Annotated in this window: 14 protein-coding genes; 12 read left to right on the top strand and 2 right to left on the bottom strand. The window is 48.3% G+C overall.

The features are described from left to right. The first annotated feature begins 1 nt into the window (after window position 1). Window positions 2–2,140 carry a glycoside hydrolase family 3 N-terminal domain-containing protein gene (locus tag AC3G2T_RS18945; protein ID WP_488436526.1) on the top strand — a complete coding sequence of 713 codons (2,139 nt, stop codon included), beginning with the start codon at window positions 2–4 and terminating at the stop codon, window positions 2,138–2,140. A gap of 130 nt (window positions 2,141–2,270) precedes the next feature. Here AC3G2T_RS18945 and AC3G2T_RS18950 read toward each other — a convergent pair whose 3' ends face one another. Then, window positions 2,271–2,780, bottom strand: a complete 510-nt coding sequence (locus AC3G2T_RS18950; RefSeq protein ID WP_488436527.1) for a GrpB family protein — start codon at window positions 2,778–2,780, stop codon at window positions 2,271–2,273. 245 nt (window positions 2,781–3,025) lie between these two features. Between AC3G2T_RS18950 and AC3G2T_RS18955 the strand changes: the two genes are divergently transcribed. From AC3G2T_RS18955 to AC3G2T_RS18970, 4 genes are read left to right on the top strand one after another with little or no spacing between them, the layout of a single operon-like run. Continuing rightward, window positions 3,026–4,564, top strand: a complete 1,539-nt coding sequence (locus AC3G2T_RS18955; RefSeq protein ID WP_488436528.1) for a spore germination protein — start codon at window positions 3,026–3,028, stop codon at window positions 4,562–4,564. A gap of 60 nt (window positions 4,565–4,624) precedes the next feature. Next, on the top strand, window positions 4,625–5,749 hold the full coding sequence (locus AC3G2T_RS18960) for a Ger(x)C family spore germination protein (RefSeq protein ID WP_488436529.1): 1,125 nt from the start codon (window positions 4,625–4,627) through the stop codon (window positions 5,747–5,749). Window positions 5,750–5,773: 24 nt separating this feature from the next. Then, window positions 5,774–5,998, top strand: a complete 225-nt coding sequence (locus AC3G2T_RS18965) for a hypothetical protein (RefSeq protein WP_488436530.1) — start codon at window positions 5,774–5,776, stop codon at window positions 5,996–5,998. Between the two features lie 16 nt (window positions 5,999–6,014). Continuing rightward, window positions 6,015–7,103: a GerAB/ArcD/ProY family transporter gene (locus AC3G2T_RS18970; RefSeq protein WP_474680812.1), complete on the top strand. Its 1,089-nt coding sequence runs from the start codon at window positions 6,015–6,017 to the stop codon at window positions 7,101–7,103. A 205-nt stretch (window positions 7,104–7,308) separates the two neighbouring features. Here the strand turns inward: AC3G2T_RS18970 and AC3G2T_RS18975 are convergent, their stop codons facing one another. Beyond that, entirely contained in the window at window positions 7,309–7,839 is a 531-nt protein-coding gene (locus AC3G2T_RS18975; RefSeq protein WP_488436565.1) for a TetR/AcrR family transcriptional regulator, read from the bottom strand. A 77-nt stretch (window positions 7,840–7,916) separates the two neighbouring features. Between AC3G2T_RS18975 and AC3G2T_RS18980 the strand changes: the two genes are divergently transcribed. The 7 genes from AC3G2T_RS18980 (at window position 7,917) to AC3G2T_RS19010 (ending at window position 16,250) form a co-directional block, all read left to right on the top strand. Next, the gene (locus tag AC3G2T_RS18980) at window positions 7,917–8,807 is read left to right on the top strand and encodes an aldo/keto reductase (RefSeq protein WP_488436531.1); all 891 of its coding nucleotides are present in this window, start codon (window positions 7,917–7,919) and stop codon (window positions 8,805–8,807) included. Between the two features lie 573 nt (window positions 8,808–9,380). Continuing rightward, window positions 9,381–10,169 carry a DeoR/GlpR family DNA-binding transcription regulator gene (locus AC3G2T_RS18985; RefSeq protein WP_488436532.1) on the top strand — a complete coding sequence of 263 codons (789 nt, stop codon included), beginning with the start codon at window positions 9,381–9,383 and terminating at the stop codon, window positions 10,167–10,169. 179 nt (window positions 10,170–10,348) lie between these two features. Beyond that, a complete protein-coding gene (locus tag AC3G2T_RS18990) occupies window positions 10,349–11,566 on the top strand; it encodes a pyridoxal phosphate-dependent aminotransferase (protein ID WP_488436533.1) in 1,218 nt (405 codons plus the stop codon). 47 nt (window positions 11,567–11,613) lie between these two features. Then, window positions 11,614–12,525 (top strand): carbohydrate ABC transporter permease, encoded by a 912-nt coding sequence (locus tag AC3G2T_RS18995; protein WP_488436534.1) that lies wholly within the window; start codon window positions 11,614–11,616, stop codon window positions 12,523–12,525. Then, a complete protein-coding gene (locus AC3G2T_RS19000; protein ID WP_488436535.1) occupies window positions 12,522–13,346 on the top strand; it encodes a carbohydrate ABC transporter permease in 825 nt (274 codons plus the stop codon). The genes AC3G2T_RS18995 and AC3G2T_RS19000 overlap by 4 nt, the downstream gene beginning before the upstream one ends. A gap of 33 nt (window positions 13,347–13,379) precedes the next feature. Then, entirely contained in the window at window positions 13,380–14,693 is a 1,314-nt protein-coding gene (locus tag AC3G2T_RS19005; protein WP_474680818.1) for an ABC transporter substrate-binding protein, read from the top strand. A gap of 48 nt (window positions 14,694–14,741) precedes the next feature. Then, complete coding sequence (locus tag AC3G2T_RS19010) at window positions 14,742–16,250, top strand: alkaline phosphatase family protein (protein ID WP_488436536.1); 1,509 nt, start codon at window positions 14,742–14,744, stop codon at window positions 16,248–16,250. The last annotated feature ends 4 nt before the right edge of the window (window positions 16,251–16,254 follow it).

Consider the following 16,254-nt stretch of genomic DNA (forward strand, 5'->3'; position numbering starts at 1 on the left):
CATGGATAACAATCAATTGCACGAATTGCTTCAGAAAATGACGCTGAAAGAGAAATTCGGACAGCTCACTCAAGTTACAGGTGAACCCTATGTAGGCAGAATCGATCAGGAAATGGTCGAAACCGGACCGGAGTATTCACGGCGCATACTTGAAGACGAGACCTTGTACACGATTGGCAGCGTCATCGGCGCATCCAGCGCCAAGATTACAAATCTGATTCAATCGGAGTATTTGAAGAAATCCAGACTGAAGATTCCTCTGCTTTTTATGCACGATGCCATACATGGCTATAAGACGATTTTTCCGATCCCGTTGGGACTTTCCTGTACTTGGGATGAAAAGATTGTAGAGACGGTGGCCGAAAAGACCGCGTCCGAATTAAGAGCTGCAGGAATCCATGTCAATTTCTCCCCGATGGTGGATCTCGTGCGAGACTCCAGATGGGGCAGGGTCATGGAATCGTTCGGGGAGGACCATTTGCTGTCCGGAAATCTGGGAAAAGCGATGATCAAGGGCTACCAGAAAATTCACGAGGGGAAAATTTCTCCGAGCGGGGTAGCGGCCTGCTTGAAACACTTCGCTGCTTATGGGGCGGGCATCGGCGGAAAAGACTACAACGCCGTTGATATGTCGATGAGAGAATTTTTTGCCTATTATGGCAAGCCCTATGAGATTGCTTTGCAGGAAAAGCCCAAATTCGTCATGAGCTCATTTAATAGTTTCAATGGGACTCCGGTTACAGCGAGCCGAACCATGTTAAAAGATATACTGCGGGATCGATATCAATTTGACGATTTGCTTATCTCGGATTGGGGCGCAGTTGCGGAGCTTCAAAAGCATCGTGTGGCTCAGGATGGCAAGGAAGCGGCTGAGCTGGCGTTAAATGCAGGGGTCGATATCGAAATGGTGTCCACTCTCTACCTGGAAAATTTTGAAGCGATTATCGAACAGCAGCCGGCGCTGCTGGAAGATGTGGATGCGGCTGTCCTGAAAGTGCTGCAGTTGAAAAATGAGTTGGGCCTTTTTGAAAATCCGTATACGGACGAAGGCTTGGAACCGACGATTATTTTGAATCGCGAGTCTATGGAGGCTGCTGAAGAAGCGGCTCGCAAAAGCTGTGTGCTCTTGAAAAACGAAAATGCACTTTTACCGCTGCGCAAGGAGCATAAACATATTCTCCTTGTCGGACCTTTTGCCGATACGAGGGAGCTGCTCGGCAATTGGGCCTGCAAAGGAAGCTTCGACGATGTGGTGACACTGGCGACGGGCTTGAAGCAGGCGGATAACTCGCTTCAAATCGCCGCTTATGAGACACTCGAGGATTGCCCGAATGATATTTTGGCCTCTTGCGATTATATTATCGTAACGATCGGCGAACACTGGGAGCGAAGCGGTGAAGGCCACAGCAGCGTCAAGCTTGAGCTGGAACAACGGCAGCAGCAGCTGATTCGGGCCGTGAAGAAAACGAATCTGCCTTACGCATGCGTCTGCTATTCCGGCCGGCCGTTGGCTTTGCAGGATATTATCGACAACATACCGGCATTGCTTTGGTGCTGGTACCCGGGTACCAGCGCAGGTGCGGCAGTCGCTGCGCTCCTCACCGGCCAGGCAACCCCCTCGGGGAAATTGACGATGTCGTTCCCGCGTTATTCGGCGCAAGCACCGGTTTATTACAACGAATACAGCACGAGCAGACCGGCCAATTCGTCCAGCTACAGCAGCCGATATCAGGATTGCGAGATCGGGCCGCTCTTTCCGTTCGGACACGGGTTGACCTATACAGGAACGACGTACTCGGATTTCAACATATCGAGTCATCGAATCAGCGAGGATCAGGAACTGAAGGTAACCTTTAAGATTCACAATCCGAGCCGATATGACTACTCGGAAATCGTAATCCTATATATTGAAGACTTGGTATCCAAGACGGTTCGCCCGATACGCGAAATGAAGGCATATCAAGTTATTCAAGTCCCGGCGTTCGGAGAGTATGCCGCCCAGATGTCCATCAGCTTGGAAGATCTAAAGTATCTCGATGCCGATTTGCAATGGACTGTCGAGCCGGGGAGTTTTCATATCTACATCAATAACATGGAGCAACCGGTATTTACGATTGACTATGTACAGTCGCAAGTGTAAGGGCGCGAGAAAAGTCGAGTTCAGGAGCAGTTTAAGCCCTGACTCGGCTTTTTTTACATTATAATTACAATATGAATCAGCTGTGCATGACTAACAGGGGCCGCTGAAGTAGTAACGGTTCTGTCTGTACCTATCCATTACTTTTCTTTGCTTGTTCGAGTAAATTAGATACGTGATCGGCTTTTTCGTCCGAATAAGAGAGCAGTGTCGTATATCCTTTATTGATGGCGTTGAGTTTTCTTTCGCCATATTGCTTGGCTGCATGCGGGTTATCTCTTAAGTAATTTCTTATGAGAAGGTTATTTACCCATTGCTCACCATTCCAAATGACAACAGCAAGATTATAGGCATGTTCTTGGCGTTTTCGAAAATATAATCTTCCCTTTGTTTCTCCGAACCCTTCATAACCAAGCTGTATTAGGTTGTTTGTTACAGTGTTGTTTAACTCAAGCGTTTTCACGCCTACCAAAACATCAATAATCGGTTTTGCAAACATCCCTTGTACCGAGGTGCTGCCGAAATGCTGTATGTCGATAGCATTGTCTCCAAAAGCTTGAAAAAGATTTACTTTTTCATTTTGAAATAAAGTAGGCCACTTTTCATCATAAGCGACTACACGAATAATCTCATCAATTCCCATCCTATTTCACTTCCTTTATTTGGTCTATTGTATCGCGCGAAGCAAGTGAAAGCAATCACAATAAAATTTTCGGATATCCAGACTTCCACGGTGCTGTGGCGGCGCCACAAATGAATGAAAATTATGTCCATACTTGTTACTACGGCTGGTGAAAGATGGGATGAAAAGCCGTTTTATGGATAAAATAATGGTGCGTTAACAAGATGATACGGCCAGTGATGGAATCGAACGGCAAGGAGGGGGCCATGCGGACACGAAATTCTACCTGTGACGGCAGCTTCGAATCCGCTGATCACACGGCTTTTGTTCCGGAGTTGGACCGCAATGTAGAGGCGCTCAAACAGGTCTTGGGCGAAGCCGACGACGTTTCGTTCCGCTCCTTCCAGGTGGCCGGAACGATCCGGGCGGAGCTCGTCAACATCCCCGGCATGTCGGACGGGCAGGAGATTGACAACAGCGTCCTGAAGCCGCTCATGCAATCACAGGACGCGGTATGCGCCGATTTGCAAGCGGTCAAGCACAGACTTTTGCCCATCGTGTCCGCCGATGAGGTCGCGACTGTCGAGGAATGCGCCGGGCAATTGATCAAAGGGTATACCGTGCTCCTGATCGACGGTTGCACCGGCGCTCTGCTGCTTGGAATCTCCAAGTGGGACAAGCGCAATGTGGAAGAGCCGAAGACCGAACCGTCGCTGCGGGGGCCGCGAGAAGGCTTCACCGAATCGATTGCGACCAATCTATCGCTGTTGCGACGCAAAATTCAGAGTGTCAAGCTGAAGCTAAAATCACAAAGGATCGGCCGCTATACAGGGACGGAAGTCTATATCGCTTATATTGACGGTCTGGCCAAGCCTTCCTTGCTGCAAGAGGTGCAAAGCCGGCTCGAGCACATTGATCTGGACGGCGTGCTGGAATCGGGATACATAGAAGAACTGACGGAAGACAATCCGTTCTCGCCGTTTCCTCAACAGCAATTTACGGAACGGGTCGATATAGCGGCTGCGGGCCTGCTCGAAGGCCGCATTGTTCTGCTGGTCAACGGCACGCCCGATGCGCTGATCGTTCCCGCGACGTTGGCGACGCTTCTGCAAGCTGCGGACGATTATTACAACCGCGCATTATACGCCAGTGTTCTGCGTTTCTTACGCTACATAACACTGTTCATTTCCATGGTTCTTCCGGCGGTGTACGTCGCGATTTTGAATTTTCATCATGAAATGGTACCGGGCAAATTGTTGACCAGCATCGCCTCCGCACGCGAGGCAATTCCGTTTCCGACGTTCGTGGAAGTGATGATGATGCAGCTCGCATTCGAGGTGCTGCGCGAAGCCGGGCTTCGCCTTCCGCGGCAAATCGGTTCGGCCGTTACGATCGTCGGTGCGCTCGTCGTCGGAGAAGCCGCAGTATCGGCGGGGCTCGTGTCGGCGCCGATCGTCATCATCATCGCGTTCACGGGCATTGCAGGATTTACGGCTCCGCATTATTCGCTGGAGCTCGCCATCCGCCTTTTGCGGCTGCCGCTCATCGTGCTCGGAGGGACGCTGGGCATGCTCGGCGTTATGTTCGGCATTATCGCCGTTGCCATCCATTTGTGCATGCTTCGCTCCTACGGCGTCCCTTATTTATCCCCGTTCGCGCCATTGGAGGCAAACGAAATGAAGGATACCGCGATTCGGGCTCCAAGATGGAATATGACGATGCGTCCCGGTTTTGCGAGTATGCGAAACCGCCGGCGACTTGCCCGGGGGCAGAAACCGGAGCCAGGCGAAGGAGGCGGACGCTGACGGAATATGGAGATAAGGAGGGCATTCCCCTGGATATGTGCCTGCAAGCGGCTTTCGCTCGTGATAGCGGTGTCCGCTTTGCTATTGTCGACGGGTTGCTGGGACCGAAAGGAAGTGAACGATCTGGCGATCGTGACGATCGCCGGGTTGGACCGAAAGGATGACGGGGAGATCGAATTGACATTGGAGATCGTCGTGCCGAAGCAGGAAGGAAGCAAGACGCAGATGAGCGGCAACACCTCCAAAAGAAGCGGTCCGACTTTGATCTGGTCCGCTTCGGGAGCGACGGCTGCTGCCGCAGCCTCCAAACTGCAGCGCAAGCTGCCCCGCGACATCTACTGGGGGCAACTGGAAATGTTGGTCGTAGGGGAGGCGTTGTCCCGCGATCAGTTCCGGGAACAGTTGGATTATTTTGTGCGCGACAATCATATTCGCTTGAGGGTTCAGCCGTTCGTCTGCAAGGGAGCCGTGCGCGATTTTCTCACTTCCGCCTCACCGCTCGAACAGACCAAAGCGGACTTTCTGGGCGGTGAAGCCGCTCGCGTCTTCCGTTGGCCGATAACGCTCAACCTCCTGGTGCAAAAGCTCGGCAAAAAATCGGAAACGGCGATTCTGCCTTACCTCGATATCACGCGGGATGGCAAGGAAAGCGTTCCCTATGTGAAAGGTTATGCCGTTTTTTCCCGCGACCGCATGGCTGGAGTGATCCAAGGGGAGTCGTTCTCGGGAGTGAAATGGCTGCTTCATCAAGTGAAAGGCGATGTCGAAACCGTGAAGTTGAAAGAGCCTACATCTTCGCTCATATCGATTGGCGTTCTTACTTCCAGCACCCGATTCGTTCCTGGCTTGGAGGAAGGAATGCCGCGAATGGAGGTCGGGATCGAAGCTGAGGTGAGCGTCGTTCAAAATACGACTCGCTTCAAAACGTCCGATCCGAAATTCATCCGCCAGGTCGAAAAAGCGGCGGCCGACGACATCCGCCATCGTGTGAAGACCACAATCAAGCAAGCCCAGGGGATGGGGGCCGACATTTTCGGTTTCGGCGAAGTGATCAATCGCCGTCATCCGAGGGAATGGCAACAATTGCAAGACCGCTGGGAGCGGATTTTTCCTTCTATGCAAGTCAAGGTGAAGGTCAAGGTTAGCGTCCGGCATATCGGGATGTACAACGAGCCCGCCGGATGAACCGCGAAAAGAGGTGTCGAGCCCGTGACTTGGTTGAACATAGCGGGAGTAACGTGCGCAGCCGCGTTGATGGTTTGGGCCGAATGGCGCGGTCTCGAATTCGAATGCAAGAGAGAACGGGCGGCATTGATCGCCGTCACAGCTGCCGGCTGGATCGCGGCCGTGCTCGTCCTTGTTTTTCCGAATATGCCCGGACCGATCGAGCTATTCAATAGTGTACTCAAACCGCTGACCGCCGGGTTGAAGTGAGGGGGGAGGTTTGCCGATGGTGGAGAAAGGGAAGATTTCCGCAGCACAGCTAGGACTTCTTTTTTATGCGGTAGCCGCATACGACGGGATTCTGTTTATTCCGAAGATAACGGGGGAGGAGGCCGAGCGCGATTTGTGGCTGTCGCCGATCTGGGCCCACCTGGCCGGTTTGCTCTTCGTGCTTGCGATGCTTCGGCTTAGCCGTATGTTTCCGACGGAAACCATCATCCAGTACAGCGGGCGGCTGCTCGGTCCGTGGCTGGGCAAAGCGGCGGGCTTTACCGTCATCTTTTACGGTGTAAATTTGACTTCCGTCATCTTGAGAGAGTATGGCGACTTCATATCGGTCGTCTTTTTGCAAAAAACACCGGCACTTGTCGCCATGGGCGGCATGCTACTGCTTGTTTCCTTTGCGGTCAGAGGAGGCGTCGAGGTGTTGGGGCGGCTGGCACAGCTGTTCCTGCCGCTCACATTCCTCGTGTTCGGACTGCTGATTATCTTATCGATTCCCGAATGGGACGCAAACCGTATTTTACCGATCATGGGCAAAGGGATTGCTCCTTCCGCCAAGGGGGCCATTGTCCCGTTCAGTTGGTTCTCCGGCTATATGATGCTCGGACTGTATTTTCCGTTCGTGTCGAATCAGAAGAAAACGATGAGGTGCATGATGGCAACCTGGTTCGGGCTCATGGTTACGCTATCCGTTTCCGGGCTCGTATCCGTCTTACTTTTCGGCAAGCATGCCCACACGTTGAATTATCCGTTCATTGAAGTTGTCCGCTATATCGGCGTCGGCCAATTTTTCCAGCACATTGACGTTTTGATGTTGGCCGTCTGGATTCTCGGTACGTTCGTTCAACTGACTTCCTATTTGTATACGGCAGTATTGGGGGCGGCCCAATGGCTCGGACTCAAACAATATCGGGCGATTGTGTTCCCGATCGGCTTTTTTACTCTCGTAATCAGCATGTGGGGACCCTCAAGCGTGGACGTATTCGAGACTTACTTGGCAACGAGCCAAGTTGTGTTCGATTTCTTCTACGTTTTTCTCGGACTGCTCCTGTTCGTAACGGCATGGATTCGAGTTAAAATGCCCCAAAAATGAAAAATGCGAAGTGGCGGCAAGGACCAAGCGGAAATCGAATGAGGAACGCGCCAATCCCGAACGGAAAGGCGGGTTTTTTTGCCTTTCAAACACCGAAATAGTGTCAAGAAGCTTATCAGATCAGTGGGAGCCTCTTGTTATTGGGGTATCGCTGAAAAGGGCAATTTAACGAAACCGAAACACGCAGGTCATCTGCGTATTTATGTCAAAAAAGGTTTTTGGTAATCTTTTGAGTCAAATACTCAATTCTCGGTATCATGATTTCATCATCAATTGCTGAAAGCTTTTCGGATTTGAATAACTGAATTTTCTTTAATTGATAATAATCATATAAAATTTGTTGAACAGTTAATTGATTCATCATTAGATATTTAGCATTGAACATCCCCCTTAGAATTTCATCCTGCTTAATTAACAGCTTGCCATTGATATGATTAAAAATCCCTTTTTGAATTCCTTCATCGTAGAAAGTCAAAACCTGCTGTTCTCGCTGCTTCATGGCTACATTCAATCGATCATACCAATCCGGGTAACTGGTTTCGAGTTCCTTTAAGAAAATATCCGTGAAATATTCGGTAAGTGAAACGGACTGCTCGAATATTTGCTGGAATCGGGTACCGAAACTTTGATCCGAATCCAATGGGCAGAAAGTCGGATCATTCATGTAATCAACAAATCCATCCACGATGAATCCGATTATTTCTTCTTTGGTTGAAAAATATTTATATAGAGTCACTCTGCTAATCTCCATCACTTTTGCGATTTCATCCATTCGAACGGATTGAAGTCCATTTTCCTTCTATCGGATTGGGTATGATGGGGATGTCCCCGGGAATCTACGGCACCATCAATGATGAAGAGTCCATCAAGACCATTCATCGAGCTCTGGAACTTGGAGTAACGTTGCTTGATACAGCTGATACGTATGGCAACGGTCATAACGAGGAACTTTTAGGCAAAGCTTTAAAAGGGCGGAGGGAGCAAGCAATTGTTGCTACCAAGTTTTCATTTGGATCCAATTGGGAGTTCATCGGTGGACACCCTGATTACGTAAAGAAAGCAATCGACGAGAGCCTGCGACGTCTTGATCTGGATTATATCGATCTTTATTACCAGCACCGGGTCGATCCTAATGTCCCAATTGAGGAGACGGTTGGTGCAATGGCTGATCTAGTTAAGGCCGGGAAAGTGCGTTATCTTGGTCTTTCTGAAGCAGATGCTTCTACTATTCGTCGAGCACATGCTGTACATCCCATTTCTGCATTACAAACGGAATACTCCCTTTGGAGTCGGGACGTTGAAGAAGAAATCCTTCCTACCGTAAGAGAGTTGGGCATCACTTTTGTAGCTTACAGTCCTCTAAGCAGGGGATTTATCACCGGCGAACTTCGTAATTATGAGGATCTTAAAGTCGATGATATTCGTAGAAATTTGCCTAGGTTCCAAGGTGAAAACTTCCAAAAGAATGTTGACATCGTTGACAAACTTGGGGAAATCGCCAAAGTGAAGAACTGCACGGTTGTACAGTTGGCAATAGCATGGACAATAGCTAAAGGCACTTTGTCGATTCCAGGTACGAAACGCCGACAATATCTTGAAGAAAATGTTGGGGCATTAGATATTCAACTTACTTCTGATGATTTAGCCCGTATTGATGCCGTTAGTCCAAATGCATTCGGTGGACGGTATCCCGGTATGGTCTAACCGGGGGAAAAATACAGATTAACCCCTCGCAATTCACGAAAAAGCATGACGGGGATCCGACACATTCATTGGACTCCCAAAGCTTTGGGGTTGAAAGTGTGATGACACTAAAAAAGAAAAAGAGGAACTCGAATAAGCGCTGCAAGATTGCGTATCTTTGTTTCAAGGCTGAAGCACACTGCCTTTCGCGGGCAGTGTTTTCTTATACCCAGATCGAAAGAATTTTGTGCAGCCTCGCTCATCTAGTCGGGCAGAATAATGTCAAGTCTCCGTAATAAAATGAGCAAATTAATCTGTCAGGTAGTAGTATTCTTGCATCTTGTATACATAACGCTTAGTATATATACCGAACAAAATCTAATCGGCTTATACTACCAAATACTTGAATAATCCAATATGTGGTTTTTATGTTGTAAATTCCGACTGAATGTGGTAATAGGATGAAATTGCATTGTTATTGAATTGTAAATGATCAAAAAGCAAGGTTAAATACGTCATTTCCCCATGGATTCTTTGGTGTGATTCAGTTAAGATAAATGTAATGGAATGACATACATAGTTTGGAGGGTAAGGATGCATTCTTCCTATAGTGAAGTGGAAAAAAGAAGGAAAGAGATATTGAAGGAACTGGAGGAACACGACAAAGTCTATGTACAAGAGCTTGCCGAAAAATTCGGCGTGACAACCGAGACCATTCGTCGAGACCTGGACAAGCTGGAAGGTCTGAACAAATTAAAAAAAATATTTGGCGGAGCGATCAAAACGAGCCATCAAAAGCTGGAATGGGCATATAACGATCGAGAGTCGATCAATCTGGAGGTCAAAAGAAAACTGGCTGCCGAGGCAGCCAAATGGGTGGAGGACAACGATATTATATTCCTCCAGGCAGGGAGCACCATCGCCCAAATGCCGCCATTCTTAAGAGACAAAAAGGAGCTTACGGTAGTCAGCAATTCCGTTCCTATCATTTTTGAATTCGCTCAATATAAGCGAAACGGAGTATTTGACGGGCGAGTGATTCAGATAGGCGGAGAGCTTCAAGTTTCTTCGATGGGGATGTCGGGCGTACTCGCTCAAGACATGTTAAAGGACATTACCGTAAACAAAGCTTTTTTTTCCTGCGGAGGCTTTACACCTGATAATATAAGTACGTTTCAAAGCGAGAGCGCGCTAATGATGAAAGGCTTGCTCACTCAAAGCCAAAAGAAAGTGCTTGTAGCGGATGCCTCTAAAATGGGAGTCAAGCATCTGTATAAAGTAACAACCATACATGAAGTGGACATGATTATTACGGATACGAACTTGCCTGAAGAATGGAAAACACACATCGAATTGTCCTCATTAAAATGGGTTTCTATCTAAATTCAAGTGCGATAAAAACAACACGTCGTTTGGAAACAAATGACGTGTTGTTTTTAATTTGTTTTATATTGGTTTTTTATAAAATTAACAATATATTTACGTTGTTTTTACACTTGTATTACATTCAGATGTTAAGATTTCTATGTAGAAACCACATGGAACGAAAGGGGAAACAATCATTGAATTACGAACTGAGCCATCGTGTTTGTGCGTTAAATCCTTACATCGGAGCGGAATTAAGAGATAAAGTCGAAGCGCTCCGCCGATCGGGGCGCAAGCTCATCGCTCTTAACGTGGGCGAACCGGATTTTCCCACACCGATCCATATCGCTCATGCAGGTATAGAAGCGATTATTAAAGGTGTGACAAAATATACCCCCGTGCAGGGTACATATGAAGTTCGGCAGGCAGTCAGCGAAAAACTCAAGCGAGAAAACGGTCTTAGTTACAGCCCGGAGGAGGTGATAATCACCACCGGTGCCAAACAAGCAGTGGCGAATGCGTTGCTCTCGATATGCAACGAAGGCGACGAAGTTCTTTTGCCGATTCCCTGCTGGGGGAGTTACCCGGAAATGATCGCACATGCAGGGGCGCGTCCCGTGTTTGTTGAAACCGAACCGGAACAAGATTTTCAACTAAACGTGGAGCGGCTTAGCAGTAAAATAACTTCCAAGACGCGGGCTATTTTGCTGACAAATCCCAACAACCCGACCGGAACGGTGCTTGATCGGGAAACGTTGTATGCCATTGGCATGATTGCCGTTCGTCATCAACTTTACATTATTGCGGATGAAATCTATGAACATTTGATCTACGGCGATAAAGTTCCTTCGATCGCGGCTTTAAGCGAGGCAATTAAATCGCGGACGATTACGATAAACGGGTTATCCAAAGCGTTTGCCATGACGGGCTGGCGAATCGGTTACGCCTGCGGCCCATTGCCTGTGATTCGGGCAATGACGGTCCTTCAAAGTTACACCACCTCCAATCCAAGCTCGATTGGTCAATACGCGGCGATTGCCGCGCTCAAAGATGAAGGAGATACGGTAAAGAAAATGACCGAATCATTTGATGAACGGAGGCAATATCTGATTCGTGAGATTCGATCGATTCGAGGATTGGCATGTCCCAATGCGAGAGGCGCTTTTTACTTGATGGTTGATGTGTCCCGTTACTTTGGTTCTGTTTATGAGAAGGGGACGATTGCTAGCAGCAAAGACTTTGCCGAATACTTGCTGGAGCAGGCGGGTGTCGTTGTGACGCCGGGGGAAATGTTTCAGGCTCCCCATTTTATTCGGCTTTCATACGCCACATCCATGACACAATTGCAGGAGGCTGTTGCATTGATCAGGTCGGCGTTGTCTCCATTGAAAATGAGAGAGGAGAATCTGACTTGAATCCATGGCACATGGATAACCATAGAATTTTGGAAAGGAAGAGGGGTTTGAGCGAGCAATCGGTGAAAAGCAAAACAAGCAGAGCCAAATGGGCGTATACGAACTTAACCGCTTATTTATTGGTTTTTCCAGCCGTTGTTCTGCTCGTTGTATTTCATCTTTATCCGATGTGTATGACATTTTTTCTGAGCTTGACGGATTGGAATCTGATTACCCCTGATTTTAATTGGATTTTCGCTGGCAATTATACGAAGATGCTTACCGCGCCCGAATTTTGGAAGGTGGTTGGACAGACGTTTATATTTGGAATCTTCTCAGTCGGCTTTACGGTCTTACTGGCTACAGTACTGGCTGTTGTGCTGGATGAAAAACTGCGGGGCGTCAGGTTGTTTCGTTCGGTCGTATTTTTGCCCTACATTACGCCCATGGCGGCTATTGGCACCCTATGGGTATGGCTGTACGACCAGAATTTCGGTCTTATTAACTGGGTGCTCGGTTTCTTCTCGATTCCTCCTGCTCCTTGGCTGGCCAAGCCGGGGTGGGCCATGGCTGCGCTAATCATTACGAAAGTATGGAAGGTGGTCGGTTACTACATGGTGATTCTGCTGGCCGGCAAGCAAAACATAGCGGATTCGCTGTATGAAGCGGCCAAGATGGATGAAGCGGGAAGGCTGCAGTTGTTTAAAAATATTACGTTGCCGCTGCTCTCTCCTTATATCTTTTTTGTTCTTATCGTCGCGCTAATTGGCGCTTTTGAGGATTTTGATCTGCTGTATTCGATGACGCGAGGCGGGCCTGCCGAAAGCACAAATATGATGATTTATTACATTTACCAACATGCCTTTGATTTTTTTGAAATTGGCTATGCTTCCGCAGCCGCGACAGCGCTTTTTGTTATCCTTCTGTTCATCACGTTTATCCAGATGAAGGTCTCCAAAAGGTGGGTGCACTATCAATGAGATTGCAACAAGTTGCATTTCGATGGTTCGGATACGCCTTTTTGAGTCTCTTTTCATTCATTATGCTATTTCCTTTTGTTTGGATGTTGAGCACTTCATTAAAGAGCTTCGATCAAGTGTTCGTGTTCCCTCCGACCTTGATCCCGGAAGTATTCCGCCCGGAAAATTACGTAGAAATATGGAATTCCGCTCCGCTGCTTCGGTATCTGTTCAATAGCCTGTTTACAGCAAGCGTCATTATCATCGTGCAACTGCTGCTGATCATCCCGGCGGCTTATGCTTTTGCCAGACTGCGGTTCAAAGGAAGTGGCTTTCTATTTCTCTCGGTTCTGGCTACTATGATGATTCCGAACCAAATCACGTTTATCCCTAATTTTTTGACGATCAAACAATTTGGGTGGGTGGATACGTATGCGGGCTTGATCGCGCCATTCAGTGTGAATGCCTTTGGCATATTTATGCTGCGGCAGGCCTTTATGCAGGTACCGAAGGAATTGGAGGAAGCCGCCATTCTCGATGGTTGCGGACACGCCAGAATCATGCGCCATTTGATTATCCCTTTGTCGGGAGCAGCCGTTGTGACGTATATCTTGTTGTCCTTTATCAAGAGTTACAATGAATTGTTTTGGCCGCTCATTGTGACTAATAATGAAAATTTGCGAACGGTTCAGTTAGGACTGACGCGATTTATTACGGAAGGAGGAACGCAGTGGAATCTGGTCATGGCAGTTGCCGCAGTCATTATCGCGCCATTAGCCGGATTGTTCATTTCCATGCAGAAGTTTATTGTAAAAGGCGTGGCCACTACGGGTTTAAAGTAAGCGATAAGCCATTATAAATATGAGGTGAAACCAATGAAACGTAAATTCATTAAAAGTGTTATCGTGGCGTCATGTTCGGTCATGTTGCTGGCAGGCTGCGGGCAAGAAGCTCCGTCTTCTTCCTCATCGCAGCATCAGCAGGGGAAGCCGGTGCAAATTGAGTTTTGGTATGGCAATGGCGGGGTGATCGGGGATACCACCAAGAGTTTGGTCGAACAATTTAATCAATCGCAAAATGAGGTAAAGGTCAATGCGGTGTTCCAGGAGACTACGAATAATATCGGCAAGAAGCTATTGACGGCAATTGTGGGCAATGCTGTACCGGATGTTGTTCAGTTGAACGCCAGATTCTGGCCAACCTTTGCTTACAATAAAGCATTGCTGCCACTTGACTCTTATATTCAAAACGATTCGAACTTGGATTACGGCGATTTTGTGGACAGCTTTGTAAAGAACACTTCAATCGATGGAAAGACATACACCCTTCCCTTCAACCGGAGTACGTCGATCTTGTATTACAACAAAGATATCGTGAAGGAGATCGGGCTTGATCCGGAGCATCCGGTGTCCACATGGGACGAATTGGTGGCCGCCGCGAAGAAAGCGACCGTCGTCAAGGATGGGAAAACAGAACGATTCGGCTTCTCGACCTATCTGCCGCCTCTCTATTACTACTCGTTGATGTGGTCCAATGGCGGAGATATTTTCAGCCCAGATCAAAAGGAGGTTGTGCTCGACCAAGCGCCGGCGATTCAAGGTTTGGAAATGTATCGGAACATGATATATGACACGAAAACGATGATGCAGCCTACGGGCGGGACGACTACCGACAGCGGGCAGGAACTCGTCAATTTTAAAAATGGCAAGGTGGCTTTCCTGGTGGCCTCGACAGCCGACTTGAGTGAGATTCAAAAAAGTATCAAGTTTAACCTTGGCGTCGGTTTCGTACCAAAGTTTAAAGAGTATGCCGTAACTACGTCTTCCGGGGGGAATCTCGCCATTGTAGCGAAGGCCCCCAAGGAAAAGCAAGACGCGGCCTGGAAGTTCATCAAGTTTCTTACCGATAAACAGCAAACCATTTATTTCACTCAGCACACCGGATATATGCCGATTCGAAAATCTGCCGCTCAAGCGCCTGAAATGGTGAAGTTTTATGAACAAAATCCGTTCTTCAAAACCGCTGTCGATGAGCTTCCCTACGGAAGGGCACTCCCGGTCGTGCCTGACTTCGATAAAATCGAAGCAGAGCTCCAAAAGGCAATCGGTAAAACCTATGCTCAAAATGTTCCGGCCCAAGAATCGATGAAGGAAGCCGCCGACCAGATACGTGCGCTGCTTAAGAAATAGAGGATAGCAAAAAAACGGATGACTATAAAATAAAAAGGAATGAACACCATGGGAAAAACGGCTGAGAAGAAAAGTCCTTCGGGACGGCGGGTACTCATTATCGGAGCGGACGGATTAAGGCCCGATCAGGTTAAAGCCGATACGATGCCTACGTATTGCCGGTTAATGAAAAGCGGGACGGTGTTCCAATCTTTTTATTCGGTATATCCATCGCTTACACGGGTATGCATGGCCTCTTTAACCACAGGATGCTATCCGGGACAGCATGGGTTGATGAACAATCTCATGTACGCGCCCCGTTTTTCAGAGGACGGACTGCTCCAGACAGGAGACCACCGAGAATTAATGCAATTTCAACAGCGAACGGGGGAAGAGCTGCTCTTGCGTCCGACGTTAGGGGATCGTTTAGCCCAAGCGGACTTGCGTTTGACGGTTTCGGCCGGAAGCTCGCCCGGGGCTTCGTTGATCTGGAATTTTCATCATCCGCAGCATGTCATGAATCCTTCTACCGACTATGGGATCCCGGAGCTTAGCCAGCTGCATGCCGAGCGAGGCCCTGCCGCTAGCGAATCCGATGTCTGGATCAAAAAGAAGGAACGCACTTTATGGGCAACTCGGACGCTCATTGAACAGCAGTTGCCCGATGAACAGAATACTGTCATGGTGCTGTGGCTTCCCGAACCGGACGATACGCAGCATTATTTCGGCATCGCATCGCATGAGACTAGACAAGCCCAAAAGCTAGTGGATCAATGTTTGTCCGAGATTTTGGAGGCTGTCTCGCGACTTGGCCTCGAGGATGAATTGGATATATTGCTCATCAGCGATCACGGACATTCGACAGCAAACATGGTCGGCAGTCTGGAGCATTATTTGAATCAAGCCCGGAAAGAATTGAACAGAGAACTGAATTTTGTCGCAGTGGACGCTTTTATTTATGGGGACGAAAATCAAGTAGAGGAATTGCAGGCGCTCGCTGACTGGCTCTCTGCCCAACCTTGGTGCGGTATGCTATTGGCGAAAGAACCGCTTGATCAGCAGCTGAACAATGCGATGCCTTTGAGCGCGGTACTCGGCAGCATTACTCACGACAGAGCGCCTCTGTTAGCCGTTGTTCCAGCGTGGACCGATGAAGTGAACCCGGATGGCATTCAAGGAGTTGTTCATTACCTAAACTCCAAGACGGAGAATAAATCCTATCATGGCTCTATCCGAAATGAAGATATGCGGCCGTTTTGCATGGGATTCGGACCCAGCTTTAAAAAGAACTATGCGGCGCATATTCCGGCAGGCATTATTGACATTGCCCCAACGGTTTTGCACTTGCTTGGAGTTACGGGCGAAAGCGGCTTTTCGGGAAGGGTTTTATTTGAAGGTTTGAACGGTTACGAGGAGCAGGCGGTTCAGCACGACACTGTTAAGTATGAGGACATATATGCGGATTCCGAACGAACAAAAGGAATTCGGATCGTGGATGTGAATGGATCGACGTATCTCGTTGATTGTTTTTGTGAAAATACGAGAGGAGCTCTTTTGAAAGCCGCAAAGAAAGGATGAGGCG

The sequence above is a fragment of the Paenibacillus sp. sgz302191 genome (assembly GCF_057749925.1).

Excerpts from the sequence above, each read along its gene's own strand:
- AC3G2T_RS18945 (WP_488436526.1), top strand. The coding sequence starts at position 2 with ATGGATAACAATCAATTGCACGAATTGCTTCAGAAAATGACGCTGAAA.
- AC3G2T_RS18950 (WP_488436527.1), bottom strand. The coding sequence starts at position 2,780 with ATGGGAATTGATGAGATTATTCGTGTAGTCGCTTATGATGAAAAGTGG.
- AC3G2T_RS18955 (WP_488436528.1), top strand. The coding sequence starts at position 3,026 with ATGCGGACACGAAATTCTACCTGTGACGGCAGCTTCGAATCCGCTGAT.
- AC3G2T_RS18970 (WP_474680812.1), top strand. The coding sequence starts at position 6,015 with ATGGTGGAGAAAGGGAAGATTTCCGCAGCACAGCTAGGACTTCTTTTT.
- AC3G2T_RS18980 (WP_488436531.1), top strand. The coding sequence starts at position 7,917 with ATGATGGGGATGTCCCCGGGAATCTACGGCACCATCAATGATGAAGAG.
- AC3G2T_RS18985 (WP_488436532.1), top strand. The coding sequence starts at position 9,381 with ATGCATTCTTCCTATAGTGAAGTGGAAAAAAGAAGGAAAGAGATATTG.
- AC3G2T_RS19000 (WP_488436535.1), top strand. The coding sequence starts at position 12,522 with ATGAGATTGCAACAAGTTGCATTTCGATGGTTCGGATACGCCTTTTTG.
- AC3G2T_RS19005 (WP_474680818.1), top strand. The coding sequence starts at position 13,380 with ATGAAACGTAAATTCATTAAAAGTGTTATCGTGGCGTCATGTTCGGTC.
- AC3G2T_RS19010 (WP_488436536.1), top strand. The coding sequence starts at position 14,742 with ATGGGAAAAACGGCTGAGAAGAAAAGTCCTTCGGGACGGCGGGTACTC.